Raw genomic sequence first — 14359 nt, forward strand, 5'->3', positions numbered from 1 at the left:
GTAAACCGGCATGGATTCTTCCGTAGCTCATTTTTCCTGAAAATAGGTAATGGCTCTGTCGGGATATTCTGGGGAATGTCGTAAAGATATTACTTCCATACTATTATTGATTGGAGAAAAGCGAGCAAAAACCTTGCTTGTAGAACTGGTAATACATTTCAATGCGCTCGGGTACGTCGTTTTCGAGTAGCAGAAGCAGTTCCTTGGCAAACTCAAGTGTAGCAGAACCGTTTGCTGTCACGATATTCTTGTCGCTGACTGCTTGAGCATGGGTATATCCTTCCGGATTGATGTAATTGTCACCGCCCCAAATTTTCAGTTGCTCCAATCCGTTGCCGGTATGCTTTACGGTATTGAGGAAGCCGCACTTTGCCATGAAGGAAGCCCCGTTGCAAATTGCACCGACAACCTTTCTTTTTTCTATGGCTTGCCTGACAATCGGCTCGACTTGTTCTGCAACAGGTGTTGTCCATCCGAAACCACCAATCAATACCAATGCTGCATAATCATCGGGCATTGTTTCAAATGAGTAATCGGGTAAAGTGCGGAAACCACCGATGGATTTTACAGGCTCCATTGTCGGGGCTACAACCTTATTGACATACTTCGGTTTTTCTTTCAGCGCATATTCATCAGAAGCGATAGCCTGTGAAAGATATACCACTTCATGTGCGGCATAATTCGGTAAGAGTATATATAGAATTTCGTTGTTCATCATATTCATAATAATAGTTTGAGTAATTCTTCGTGAATTTTTCCGTTTGTTCCGATTACTTGGCATCCTTGAGCCGGGTCGAGTGCATTTCCATCCCAGCCGGTTACTTTTCCTCCGGCCTCTTGTACTAAAAGCATCCCTGCCGCATAATCCCATGGATTCAAATATATCTCGAAATATCCACCTTGTCTGCCACACGCTGTATATGCTAATTCCAATGCAGCAGAACCAAGTCTTCTGATGTCTTGAGAGTTTTCATAGACTTTGAGAAACTTGGCGAAGTTTTCTTTCGCCAGCTCTCTTTTAGCAGTGCCGATGCCGATTATGGTTTCCGAAAGCTTTCGGGCAGAGGAAACGTGTATGGGTTTGCCGTTTAAGAAACAGCCTTCGCCTTTGGCAGCAGAGAAAAGCTCGTCATGAAACGGGTCATAGACAATACCCAAAACGATCTCTTTTTGGCGACAAAGAGCCAACGAAACCACACTATGCTGATAGTCGTGCATGAGATTAGTAGTGCCGTCAACGGGGTCAAGAATCCAGTAGCAGTCTGTATTCATCCGCTGCAAGCCGGTTTCTTCTCCGAGAAACTGGATGTCAGGTGCGAATATATACAATTCATTTTTCAGAAAGTCCTGTATAGCCACGTCAACTTGCGTAACGTAATCGGCAACTCCTTTTTCTTTCACATGAGCTGCCATTTCCCTGTTTGTGATTATCCCCTTAGTCTCTTTGACCAAGCTGATTATACGTTGTACATCCATGTTTATTTATAGGGTTTAATTTAATTGTTTTTTCTTATGTCTTGGAAAGGATTGCCCTTGTCCGAATGCAAAATTAGTTATTTTATTGATGTTTTTACAGATAGGCTCAAAGAAACACAAAAACAAATCTTCCGGTTGTCGCAGAAGCATTTCCTATAGTTCAGGCGATAAAGATTTGCCGGAAGAATGGGGAACTCTATTTCATCGGAATCCAGCTGTCTACCAATGTTTGGTGCGCCTTTATCCATTGGCGTGCGGCATAAGTCTCTGTTTTCTGCGTTTTTTCTACGGCAGTCATCAATGAGCTAATCTGCCGGTCGGTCAACCGGATGTTACGTAAAAGTTCGGCAGCAAACGGATCTTTCTCGCTGAAGCCTTTCCAAGTTACGGTGTGGATGGATTCCGCTTTTCCATATATTTGTTTGGGGTCATCAAGTACCTTTAACTTATAACGTCCAAACATCCAGTGTGGAGTCCAGCCGGTTACTACTATCCATTCTTTCTTTTGAATGGCTTTTTCCAAAGATGTGGTCATGGCAGGAGCGCTTGCTGTCATCAGCTTATAGTCCAGTCCGTAGTTGTCCAATGCCTTTTCGGTTGTTTTCATAATTCCGGCACCAGCATCAATACCGATAATTTTGCCGGAAAATAACTCTTTATGTTCGTTTAATTCTTCGATAGACCGGATGGTGACATATTCCGGTACTACCAGTCCGATACGGGCATTGTCATATATGTCACTGATGATTTCCAGTCTGTCTCCATATTGTTCCATATAATCATGCATGGTTACCGGCATCCATACGTCCATAAATACATCGGCTTTTTTGCGTGATAGGGAAGCGAAGATGGGTGCTAAATCTGCATTCAGCATCTTTACGTTGTAACCATGCTCTTCCAGTATGACTTTTGCCAGATGAGACATTGCGATGCCTTCCGACCAGTTGGCATAGGCTATACTGATTTTCTTATTATTGTCAAGATTGCTGCAGGCTGCGGATAACAGGGCTGCCAGTAATAGTACGACTGTTATTTTTATTTTATCCATAATAGTTGATTCTTTTTTATTGTTTTCTCTTTTTACTTTGTGCCATTCCTTGGGTGATGCGATCCAGTACAATGGCTAATATGACAACGGCTATGCCACCTTCAAAGCCGAGTCCTATTTTCATTTGGGTAATTCCCTTCAGGACAATTTCTCCCAAACCACCTGCCGAAATCATTGCGGCAATGACTACCATAGACAAGGACATCATGATGGTTTGGTTGATTCCTGTCATTATGGTGGGTAGTGCAAGGGGGAGTTGCACTTTGTAGAGTAGCTGCCAAGGGGTGGCGCCGAAAGAGCGGGAGGCTTCTATTACATTTTTTGGAACTTGACGGATACCGAGCCCGGTTAGTCGTACTACAGGTGGCATAGCGAAGATTACAGTTGCAAATGCCCCCGGTACAGTACCCAGCCCGAAGAATAGTACAGCAGGAATCAGATATACAAAAGCGGGCATGGTTTGCATGAAGTCTAATATCGGTCGCATAATTGTATTGCATCGGTCGCTGTTGGCCGTCCAAATGCCCAGCGGTACTCCCAGCAGTAGTGCGAGGCAGGTGGATGATAGTACAAGAGCCAGTGTTTGCATAGTTTCTTGCCAAAAGCCCATTCCGTAAATCAGTAATAGTCCCAGAATAGTAAATATGGCTGTACCTTTACCCGATTTCATCCAAGCCAGAAGTGCCAGTAGAACAATCGTGATATAAAAAGGAATTCCGTACAGTACGTGCTGAAAACTGTCTATGAAGCCGCCGATGCCTATACTCAAAGCATCAAAAAAGGTAGAGAAGTTGTTCGTAAGCCAGTTGATGGCTGATTCTATATATTGTCCTATGTTTATCATAATTCTATTGCGTTTTGAATGATTTCATTAATTTCTTCTTTATTCTTTCCTGTCACCTCAATGATGAGTGAAGACAGGGGGACTACTCCTTGAAATTCCCGGTTTCCGTTAACGACCCAGATGGGAGAGTTGGTGCGTGTCATCAGAGGCAGGATGTCTTCAAGTACAGCATCGCTTAATACGGAATGTACCTCGTGGCGCACAACAGTGCCTATTGAGCGGATTTGTTCTTTTCTCAGTTTTATCAAGTCATTCAGCCTGACTTCCCCAGTCAATATATTGCCGGCATCTACCACCGGCAGAACAGTCAGGTTGCGTTCGCGCATTTTGCGAATCAATACTTCCGGACCTTCTTTTTTCAGTCGTGCCACAAGCGGTTTGTCCACCATAATGGAACTTGCTGTGATGATTTTGGAGCGATCTACATTTTCCACGAAGCGCTCTACGTAAGCATTGGCAGGTTCTGTCAATATCTCTTCCGATGTACCTGTCTGTACGATTTCTCCATCTTTCATGATGGCGATGCGGTCACCTAATTTGATGGCTTCGTTCAGGTCGTGGGTTATGAAAACAATTGTCTTTTTCATTTTCGACTGCAAAGTCAATAATTCATCTTGCATCTGTACGCGTATCAGTGGGTCGAGGGCGGAAAAGGCTTCATCCATCAGCAGCACCTCCGGATTGTTGGCAAGGGCGCGTGCCAGCCCCACACGTTGCTGCATACCTCCGGAGAGTTGACCAACCATTTGATTCTCATATCCATTTAATCCCACTTGTTGCATACATTCCATGGCTTTCTCTTCACGCTCTTCTTTTTTCACTCCTTGCAGCTCTAACCCGAAAGCAATATTGTGTAGTACGGAGCGATGGGGCAGCAACCCGAAATGTTGAAATACCATGGCAAGCTCTTTCCTGCGTATTTGTAGCAATTCCTGTTTGGAGGCTTTTGAAATGTCTGTTTCGTTGATTATTATTTCTCCTGATGTGGGGCGTATCAGCCGGTTGATACAGCGTAGCAAGGTTGATTTTCCGCTGCCGGACAAACCCATGATTACGAATATTTCGCCTTTATTGATGGAAAGGTTGGCATCTTTTACGGCAATGGTACATCCGGTTGCCTTTAATATTTCCTCTTTGGTTTTACCTTTTTTCAACATTTTCTCAGCTTTGTGTTTTTCTTTTCCGAAGATTAGGTATAAGTTTTTAATTTCTATTTTACTCATAATAATATAGTTTATTTTAAATAATGGTTCAGGTTCACATTTTATTTTCAGACCGGGGGCTTATTAACTCTGTTTTCCTTGAGAAGGATGAGTAAATATGGAATTAAAATGAGGGAATTTGTCGTTTACTGTTATATAAACGTCCACTGCTATGCTTTGTTCAGAGGAAACAAAAAATCCCGTCCTGCTTTCACAAGTAAGACGGGAAAACGACAAAATTTATAATAGCCTTTTAAGAGGGCTATACAAGTATATAAAAATATAAATTCATGATGGCAAAGGGAACTAAAAAGCCCCCGACTTGTTAATATTGATACCACTCATGTACTAACAATAAATGCGATATACGCATCGTCGAGGGCTTAATGCCTTCCCGCTGCGTATATCGCATTTATCGTACATAAGTGGTAGTGCAAAAGTAATAATTAAATTTGATTATTGAAGACTTTTTGACTTTTTACTTGAGTTTGACGGAATATAATATGTTTTTAATTGATTATTTATGCCAAACATTTGGTAAATCCGAAAACTTCCCCTACTTTTGCGCCCCGATAAGGAGAGGTGCTCGAGTGGTTGAAGAGGCACGCCTGGAAAGCGTGTATACCCCTAAAGGGTATCCGGGGTTCGAATCCCCGTCTCTCCGCAGAATGATTGTAAGAAATCAATTTTATACGAAACACGATATTTGTTTCTAACAAGTCTTTGCCTTGAATACAGGAACAGCCTTTTGTATTTCTGATTCAAATCCAAACCAATAGCCGCATTGAGCTGTCTCATCAAGTGGGAGAAAGCAAAGCCGAAGACTGTCTTTATAATCTCCATATATGACTTCCCATTTTTCTGGTGGAACCTGATGTTTGGTTTTTACCTTTTCTGCCGGGACTTTTTTTAATGACATACCGGCTTCTATCCATGCGATGCTGGCTTGCATTTGATACTCCGGATAATTTTGTTTGCAGTATTCGTATAGTATAAGACCTCGTTTTTCCAAGCTCATGGGTTGGTCTATAAGGTTTATCCGTATTAGGTATTCAAGAAAGCCAGACAAGAAAGATTGATCGTTTAATATCAATTCTCTTGTCAGTGATTGCCAGGCAGGAGTATTATAAAAGCCGTCTAACAGGCGGGATAGTTGGCGGGCCGTTTGCAGTTCGCTGACACTGATTTCGTTTGTTTCTAAAACTTCGTAGGGTGGGAAGGGGGAATAGCTTATCCCGAGTTCTTTGGCTCGTCGGCGCATTTCTGTGCCGGGAAGCAATTTGAGTGACTCCAGCTGTATTTCTCCTGCATTATATTCGACAAGGGTATATACATCTTCAAATATTTCATTAAGATGATAGAGGGGAAGTCCGGCGATGAGGTCGGCATGGGTTTCCATATTCGGGAGTGAACAGAGAAACTCCAACCCTTCTAAGGCATCGGATAACTTACCCATACGGCGGCTTTGTTCAAGGACGGGTTCGCGCAAACTTTGGATTCCCGCTTCAAGATGTAGCAGTCCTTGAGGTAACTGTTTTAGTTCTTCTTTTAATTCATCGGAAAGCAATGCCGGATGTATTTCCAAATGAAAACGTATGTCGGGATATTCTAAAAAGAGTTGGAGCAATTCTTTTGCGCGTCGTGTATTATAATTGAATGTACGGTCAAGGACACGTACGTTTTTGATACCATGTTCATGGATGGTATGAAGCCGTTGGCGGATGCTGTCAATGGAGAGGGTGCGTATCGGTTTTTCACCTCCACTGACGCAAAAGGCACATGTGTTGAAACATCCGCGTGTAGTTTCAAGCTGGACAAACGGTTTGCTCCAATTGAAGAAGCGGCTGTTTTCGGGTGGAATTAATCCGGAGAAATTTGATACACGGGCTATCCCATTATCCTTATATTGTTTATCTGCGTCCAAAAAACATAATCCGGGGATAGTATTCCACTGTTCCGGATGATTCCAGCAAGTTAACCATTGGGGGAATGCTTCTTCTCCTTCTCCTCTGAATACACAATCCACAAAAGGGTTTTTGCGCAGAAAGAATTCATTATCTCCGAGAAATTCCGGACCGCCTAATATGAGGCAGGTTTCGGGAAGCAATGCTTTCAGTCTTGATGTGATATGTAATAATTGTTCGTGATTGAACAGCCAAGCTGTCGCAGCAATAATATCAGGCTTATGGCGGTAGGCATCATCTACAATGCTTCCTACGTTTTCATTAATTGTGGCAGATACGATTACCCACTCAATAGAGGTATTTTCCGCTATCTGTGCATGTAGTGCGGGAAGTGCCAGCGAGGAATGAGCGTAAGAACAATTCAGGTCTATCCAGAGAATTTTCATATTTGATTAATTTTCATCTTTGCAAAGATAGATGATTTTACTGTTAGGATAAATAAAAAAGTATATATTTGCGGGAGATTAATAAATCCGGATAGATTCAAAAGCTATGAAATATCTCCTTTATATCTGTTTCTTATTCTTGGCGAACAGCGTTTTTCCGAGGAGTCAGGAGAAAAAGTATAATGGGCAGGCTTCGCTTTATACGGAGCAGCACATAACGGATATATATATGACCAATCCCGATAGTGCATTACTGTTGCTGGATGAGGCTGAGGAGAAGAAACTAATGTTGCCTGTTCAGATAAACGATTTGCGCAGTATGGTCTATCGCCATAAATATCAATGTAAATTGGCTTTTCACTATGCGCGGAAAGCCTATGTACAGGACTCTATAGCAAGTAATAATCCCGAACGTTTACTGAAAACGACAATTATGTTGGCGGAGCTGTCAAGCCTGTTGAGTGAATATGAGGTGAGTAATCGGTATGTTGTTGAAGGTGTCCGGCTGGCAAGGAATATAAATGATAAACAGGCAGAAGTCCGGCTGCTGTTCTGTATGGGCGAAAACAAACGCCGGTTGTCTTTTAAAAAAGAGGCTTACGAGACGTTTGATGAAGCTATCCGGCTTTTGAGTGATGCTGATAATATATATGGTCTGCGTACGCTTTCTTATTTTACCGGAGTTAAAATGAGTTTCCTGATAGATGATGGATTGATAGATGATGCTTTGACTGTCGGGTTGTACAGACAGAGGTTGCTGGAGAAAATGGAAAGGACAGAAGGAGTGCAAGCTGCTTATTTGGATTTACAAAAATCATATTTATATTCAAAATTGGCTTACCTTTATTATCGTTTGGGTGATAAGCGGAAAGCGGAGGAGTGTTTTGCGAAGTATAAATCAACTAAAGCCGCGTCAACCCCTGCCGGGAAATACGATGCTACTCCTTATCTGCTCCTCGCAGGTCAATATCAGGAGATATTGGATAATTGTCGTGACTTGAAAAACGTCTTTAGGGAACAACAGGATACGGTCAACTATCAGTATCGTGGTGTTTTGTCTAAGGAAATAATGGCTTATACCGGTTTGGGAAAGTACAAGAGAGCCGTTGAACTCAGTGCTGTTTTTATTGCTTTAACAGATAGTATACATCAGCGTGAAAAGACAAATGCGGCGTTGGAGTTGGACGCTTTGTATGATACTGATGAAAAAGAAAGGCATATTGCGGAGCAGGCTTCCCAATTGAGGATACGGACAATCTCTTTGGTTTTTATTTGCCTTTTGGTGTTACTGGCATTATTTTTCCTTTGGAAAGTCTGGTTGCAGAACCGTAATATAAAGGATAAGAACAGGACGTTGATGAAGTATATAAATGAGGAACTTTCCGAGCAAAATAAAAAATCTCAATCGTTTGAGGAAGTAGATAATAGTCTTCTGCAAGATGAATTGGATATGGAGCCTGCGGATGTGGGACAGGAATATGAAATCAATAAATTGGTTTTTCAGAAGCTGGATTCTCAGATAAGAAGAGAAGAATTGTATCTTTCTGCTGATTTATCAAGAGAAGATTTAGTTAGAATGGCGCGTATGAATAATACTCGTTTTGCTAAAATGATAAAAGAGAATACAGGTACTAATCTAAATGGCTATATCAATGAATTGCGTTTAAATCATGCCATACAGTTGCTGAAAGAACATCCTGAGTATACTTTACGTGCCATAGCAGAGGCTTCCGGCATTAATAGTATGCCTACTTTTCATAACTTGTTTAAAAGTAAAACGGGAATGACGCCTTCGGAATTTAAAAAGGTTCAAATGGAACTGAAGTAATAAATCTCTGTAAAACAGTATTGTAAGACTTTTCTTTATAAACTTGAGGACATTTTTTTATAGTAGGCGTTGATGAAGTTGCATTCTTCAATAGGGAAATGCTTTCCTTTGCGGTGCTAAACAACTGCTATGTATATACTTTGCTTCTTATTATTGCTCTCTGTAGTTATGGCTGTTTATGGCTTGCAAGCATATAAACGATGTAAACTCTTGGGTTGTAACGTTATGCGTGCAATATCTGATCCTGTTTTCCTTATCAGCAAGGATGGAGAGGTGATGAAGACGTATAATGAGAAAATAGACAGGTATATATTTCATTTGAACCCGGTGGTTCATGAGCGTAGGGCAAACCTTAATCAATGGTTTTCTGAAGATTCAACCAGGCATATTTTGGAGTTAATCGGTAAAGTGCTCAAAACAAAGGAAGAGGTCGAAACGGTTGTTTCTGTAAATTTGGAAGCGGGTGGAACTACTCAAGATAAAGTGAGGATTTTTTATTTTAATAAGAGTAGCGTTTTGTTGATGATAAAGACTGTTTCAGTAACCAATTATGAGTTTGAGGAAATAAAGGAACGTAATTTCCTAATGGAACATATATTGGATAATTTGCCGGTAGCAACTACCGTGAAAGATATTACTAACAGTTATAAGTACTTAATATGGAATAGGAAAGCGGAAAGCTTGTATAATCTTTCACGTGGTAATATAGTGGGAGAAAATGCAGATGTGCTATCCAAGGAAGTAGCTGATAGTTTTTGGCGGACCGATATGGAAGCAACCCGTAAAGGAACGTCTGATTCGATACAGCATTTGCACTTGTTTGATGGTAAAGAGCATATCTTAAGTATGCATAAGAAGCTTTTGTATTATAATGGTGAAGCACGTTGGCTTATTAGCTCGGCTTTGGACATAACCGAATTGAGTGAAAAGACCCGGCAACTGGAAGAACAGACCCTGCAGCATCGATTGTTATTGGAAACAATAAATTTGAAATTCTGGAAATGGGATTTAAGACGGAAAGAGATTTATCTGAATGGGAATCTGGAAAACGGTTCGAAGTGTACAGTGATAAAAGAGGAAGACTATTTTTCGCAGATACTGCCGGAGTATAGAGAAAGTATATTGGAGGGGCTGAGGAGAATAAAAAATAGAGAGTTGGATTATTATGCCGGTGAATACAGGTGTGTAAGTGATGATGGAAAAGTTCATTGGCGTGAAGGGTTTGGTGCTGTTTACAAGTGTGATGAGAATGGGGAACCTACGGTAGTGATTGGTGCCACTCATCTGATTGATGAAAGAAAGCGACTGGAGATACAGCTTTGGGATGCTAAAGAAAAGGCGGAAAAGGCCAATAGGGTAAAATCAGCTTTTCTGGCAAGTATGAGTCATGAAATTCGTACGCCATTGAATGCTATTGTTGGATTTTCCAGTATTCTGACGCACATAGAAAGCGAGGATGAGCGGGAAGAGTATAATAAAATTATTCAGCGTAACAACAAATTGTTGTTGAAGCTGGTGGATGATATGCTTGATGTTTCGAAGATTGAAGCCGGTCATATAGATTTGTGTTACAAGTGGTTTAATATCTCGAAAGCGATTGCTGAAAGCGTTGAGGAGTGGAAAGATAAGAATGAAGTAAAAGTCCGGATTAATGGACCAAAAAGAGAGTGTCTGGTTGAGCTTGATGAAAGGCGTGTAAGACAGTTGCTGGATAATCTTCTGTCTAATGCCATAAAATATACAACAAAAGGATATATAGATATAACTTATGAAGTAAATAAACAGGAGTTGAAGTTGAGTGTAACTGACACAGGATGTGGAATACCGAAGAATAAACTTTCTACAATCTTTGACCGATTTGAAAAACTAAACTCTTTTGCACAGGGGACTGGTTTGGGGTTATCGATATGTAAGTCTATTGTAGAGAGTATGGGTGGAATCATAGGCGTTGATTCCGAAGTCGGTGTAGGAAGCAAATTCTGGGTAAGTCTGCCCTGCTGTTCACAACTTATTGAAGGATACTAAAAAGTATCCTGAGTTCTGTTTATTCTGGGGTCCCGTAGGTCGTTGAGATTTGCGGGACTTTTTTATGCTAATCTACTCGTAAAAGCGGCTCAGTTTGAAATCTTGAGGGCTTACCCTTTGCAGACTAGCTTCATATCACAGACTCTGTATAACCCCCGCCAAATTATCCGTCCTTTCCAGTCCCAGCTTCTTGCGTAGCCGCAAGCGTGCCTTTTTCAGGGCTTCTTCGGATTGGAAAGTGATTTGGGCGATATCCTTGTTGCTCATATTCAGTTTCAGGAATACACACAGCTTGCGTTCGTTGTTGGTGAGGGTGGGGTAGTGTTCGTTCAGTTTGTCATAGAAGCCGGTATTGACTTCGAGGAACAGAGTCTCGAATTCTTCCCAGTTGGCATACGTTGATTTACTTTTGTAGTAGTTGATGAGAGAGCGTATGTCCTTATGTTTCTCTTCATCGTCTCCTTTCTCTATGTTTTCCAGCATCTTTATGCAGTAGTTGTCGCTTTCGGCATTCTGTATCAGTTTCAGGGTGGCGGAGGTCATTTCCTTTTGACTGTATTCCAGCTTGCTGTTGGCTTGGTCTACTTCCAGTTTGAGGACTTTCTTTTTCAGACGGTTGGAACGGTATAGTTGGGCGGTAAGGATGATGATGAGCAGGGTGGCGGAAATGAGGAAGAAGATGATATAACGCTGGTTGCGTATCTGTAACGTCTGGTTGGCCTGCTCCAGTTCATAGTTTTGTATTTCTTTTTCGTATTTGTAGGAACTCTCCATTAAGGCTATCTGGCGAATGTTCTTTCCGTTGAGGATGCTGTCGCTTAGTTGTTTGTACAGCACGTGGGCGTTATATGCATCCTTAAATTTCCCCGTATCTGCATAGATGCCCGACAACAATTCCTGAATGTGTTTGTTGAGTTCCATATAGTTAATCTTACGACCTATCTGCAAGGCTTTGTTGGCATACTCCAAAGCGCGGGCATATTGTTTGCGGTTATAGTACAGCGTACCCAGCAAACGTAAGATTTCACCATGTGCATACTCTATTTTGGCTTGTTGCGCCATAGCGAGCGCACGGGTCAGATTCTCTTGCGCTTTGTCGTACTCCCCCTGTTCAATGTAGATGCAGCTGATGTTTATTAATAGGTTGATACTTAATCCGATGTTGATTCCGGCTGATGTCCGTACTCCTTCTTGCAGATAGTGCAGCGCTTCGGGGCGGTGCATACGTTTGTAGATGTTGCCGATGTTGGCATAGCAGGCGGAAATCAGGAAAGGGTCGTTTAGCTCTTTACTTAGTTGCAGCGCGCGGTTGAAATCTTTCAGGGCAGCTTCTTGTTCGTTCTGTTCCGACTTGACACTTCCCATATTGACAAGTAATCCGCAGATGCCTCTTTGGTCGTTCAGTTCTTCGTAGATGTGCAGCCCTTTCAGGTAATATTCCAATGCACGCAGCGGGTCTCCCTGCCTGTTGAGAGCGGTTGCTATGCTGGATTGGGCTTTTGCCAGCATCGTTTTGTTATTGCTTTCGGTGGAGAGGACGATGACTTCTTGCAGTTTCCGGATGCCTTGCGGATATTCTCCCCGACTTGTCAGATTGTTTGCGGAGTTGTATAGCAATTTGATGCGTATGGCAGGATTTTTTAATGCGGTGCTTGCTCGAAGGCCTTTTTCTATGGCTTCATCACTGGCTTTTATGTTTCCCATGGCCTTTTGGACAACGCTGATAGCAAGGAGGTAGTTGCAGATGCCGGTTTGGTCTTTTACACGTTCGGCTATGTCCAGTGCTTTCTCGAAATATTCCAGTGCCGTTTTGGGAGTGTTTCTCGCTGTCAGTCCGGTAATCCACAGTCCGGCGGCTTCTCCTTCGGGATAGTTCAATCCGGTAGCAATCTTTTGTGCCTCTTGGGCGTATGCTTTGGCTCTGTCGGCATTGATGGCGTAGAGTTCGTAACCCAATTTGTTGAGGAGATTCACTCTTACGGTGTCTGCATAGGTGTGTGTTGCCAGTTTCTTTTCCAAATTCTCTATGGCGGGAGTCTGTGAAGAAACGGTAGAAAGGAAAAATAGAATGAAAAGAGGAAATAATAAGATTATCCTATTGCTTGTTTTGTCCATCTGCCTTATTTACTGTTTGTTATCTAATGACTGCAAAGATAATGTCCACTTATCTTTTCCACAAGTTTTTGGTGAAATTAATTCATTTGTCCACTTTTTGTCCCCTTGTTTCCGATCTGAGTATATATAGCGATACTCTATATTTGCAACAACTAATCATCGCGTTGGAAAAAGTAAAGGAAAGCACATATATGGAGTTAGTTATTGTAACCGGATTCGTACTTATTATAATAGGCTTCTATTGGGGTATGAAGTACGGTAGGAGGGTTCGGAAGATAAAGGCGAAACGGAGTTATCAGGTTTGTCTGATGGCTGATGAGATAGAATGGTCTCACCCGCATTTGCATTGCATTATTTTTGCGTTTGACCGTTCGGGACATTTGGTTCGTAAATTTCCTGAGGCGGAGATGAAACTGTCGAAAGGGCAATATATGCTATATTGTATAGTGGAAGAAGGCTTTTTGAACTTTTGCGTATTGTTTGTTCCTCATGCGCTTAGCTTGAGCGGAGTGTCTTGTCGTGAGGATATTGATCGGTTGTTTGGCGATGTCTCCGGTATGCAGATTGCCGAAACCGGTGTTTGGGAGGTAGAGCGGAATGCGATGTTGCCTTTGTATCCTGTAAATACTCTTGATATAAACTAAATTTCAATAAGTAAGTGTTGAATTTTAATTTATATCAAGAGTATCTGTCATTCAGAGCGTAGCGAAGAATCTACTCTCTTGATGTATACACAGAGAAGAGATTCTTCGCTACGCTCTGAATGACAGATAGTATAAACTAATTATGCACATTTACTTATTTACTTAGTGTACATTTACTTAATAAAGAAAAAAGAATAATGAAAAAGACTGGTAACGGAATATTTCCATTGCCTAATATAAATAAAACAAACAGTAGTTATGAGAAAAAGTAATTTGAAGTTGGTTGCAACCATGTTGGTTTGCGGTGCATTTTTGTTTTCATCTTGTATAGGTTCTTTCGCCCTGCACGGAAAGTTACTGGACTGGAATCGTAATATCAGCTCTAAGTTTGTGAACGAGTTGGTTTTCCTTGCTTGTAACGTTATTCCGGTATATGGCATCTGCTATTTGGCTGATGCGTTGGTTATCAACTCCATTGAGTTTTGGAGCGGTAACAATCCGATAGCAAGTGTAGGTGATGTAAAGAAAGTAAAGGGTGAAAACGGCAACTATCTTGTAAAGACTCTGGAGAATGGCTATTCCGTTCAGAAGGAGGGTGAAGAGACATCTATGGAATTGCTTTACGACCAAGACCTGAATTCTTGGAATGTAGTTTATGAGGGTAATAGTACAGAGTTGCTGAAGATAAACGGTGACGGTACAGCGCAAATGGCGTTGCCCAACGGTGAGGCGATGAATGTGACATTGGATGCCCAAGGTGTTTCCGCTGCCCGTCAGGCAACAATGATTGATACATACTACGCTGCCCGGTAAAGAGGACGTTTTAT

Annotated in this window: 11 protein-coding genes and 1 tRNA gene; 5 read left to right on the plus strand and 7 right to left on the minus strand. The window is 41.7% G+C overall.

Going from position 1 to position 14359, the window contains the following annotated elements; all coding sequences use genetic code 11:
* Positions 1-103: 103 nt before the first annotated feature.
* The 5 genes from KG118_RS12135 to KG118_RS12155 form a co-directional block, all read right to left on the minus strand.
* Positions 104-715 (minus strand): DJ-1/PfpI family protein, encoded by a 612-nt coding sequence (locus KG118_RS12135; protein ID WP_117712858.1) that lies wholly within the window; start codon positions 713-715, stop codon positions 104-106.
* Between the two features lie 5 nt (positions 716-720).
* Entirely contained in the window at positions 721-1476 is a 756-nt protein-coding gene (locus tag KG118_RS12140) for an inositol monophosphatase family protein (RefSeq protein WP_117712822.1), read from the minus strand.
* A 196-nt stretch (positions 1477-1672) separates the two neighbouring features.
* On the minus strand, positions 1673-2524 hold the full coding sequence (locus tag KG118_RS12145) for a glycine betaine ABC transporter substrate-binding protein (RefSeq protein ID WP_117712857.1): 852 nt from the start codon (positions 2522-2524) through the stop codon (positions 1673-1675).
* 16 nt (positions 2525-2540) lie between these two features.
* A complete protein-coding gene (locus tag KG118_RS12150) occupies positions 2541-3368 on the minus strand; it encodes an ABC transporter permease (RefSeq protein ID WP_117712821.1) in 828 nt (275 codons plus the stop codon).
* Positions 3365-4591, minus strand: coding sequence for a quaternary amine ABC transporter ATP-binding protein (locus KG118_RS12155; protein ID WP_117712820.1), 1227 nt, complete (start codon positions 4589-4591; stop codon positions 3365-3367). The genes KG118_RS12150 and KG118_RS12155 overlap by 4 nt, the downstream gene beginning before the upstream one ends.
* Before the next feature lie 555 nt (positions 4592-5146).
* Between KG118_RS12155 and KG118_RS12160 the strand changes: the two genes are divergently transcribed.
* Positions 5147-5234 (plus strand) — tRNA-Ser (locus KG118_RS12160).
* 48 nt (positions 5235-5282) lie between these two features.
* Here the strand turns inward: KG118_RS12160 and KG118_RS12165 are convergent.
* A complete protein-coding gene (locus KG118_RS12165) occupies positions 5283-6920 on the minus strand; it encodes a B12-binding domain-containing radical SAM protein (RefSeq protein WP_213388527.1) in 1638 nt (545 codons plus the stop codon).
* 106 nt (positions 6921-7026) lie between these two features.
* Here KG118_RS12165 and KG118_RS12170 point away from each other — a divergent pair, with 106 nt between their 5' ends.
* Both KG118_RS12170 and KG118_RS12175 read left to right on the plus strand, forming a co-directional pair.
* On the plus strand, positions 7027-8748 hold the full coding sequence (locus KG118_RS12170) for a helix-turn-helix domain-containing protein (protein WP_117712818.1): 1722 nt from the start codon (positions 7027-7029) through the stop codon (positions 8746-8748).
* A gap of 225 nt (positions 8749-8973) precedes the next feature.
* On the plus strand, positions 8974-10773 hold the full coding sequence (locus KG118_RS12175; protein ID WP_213388528.1) for a PAS domain-containing sensor histidine kinase: 1800 nt from the start codon (positions 8974-8976) through the stop codon (positions 10771-10773).
* Between the two features lie 135 nt (positions 10774-10908).
* Here KG118_RS12175 and KG118_RS12180 read toward each other — a convergent pair whose 3' ends face one another.
* Complete coding sequence (locus KG118_RS12180; RefSeq protein ID WP_117712816.1) at positions 10909-12888, minus strand: tetratricopeptide repeat protein; 1980 nt, start codon at positions 12886-12888, stop codon at positions 10909-10911.
* 191 nt (positions 12889-13079) lie between these two features.
* On the opposite strand from KG118_RS12180, the gene KG118_RS12185 reads away from it, so the two are divergent.
* Positions 13080-13532, plus strand: coding sequence for a hypothetical protein (locus KG118_RS12185; RefSeq protein WP_147331377.1), 453 nt, complete (start codon positions 13080-13082; stop codon positions 13530-13532).
* Between the two features lie 258 nt (positions 13533-13790).
* Positions 13791-14345 carry a DUF3332 domain-containing protein gene (locus KG118_RS12190; RefSeq protein ID WP_117712814.1) on the plus strand — a complete coding sequence of 185 codons (555 nt, stop codon included), beginning with the start codon at positions 13791-13793 and terminating at the stop codon, positions 14343-14345.
* Positions 14346-14359 lie beyond the last annotated feature (14 nt).

Origin of the sequence: Bacteroides propionicigenes, from assembly GCF_018390535.1 — a bacterium.
GTDB lineage: Bacteria > Bacteroidota > Bacteroidia > Bacteroidales > Bacteroidaceae > Bacteroides > Bacteroides propionicigenes.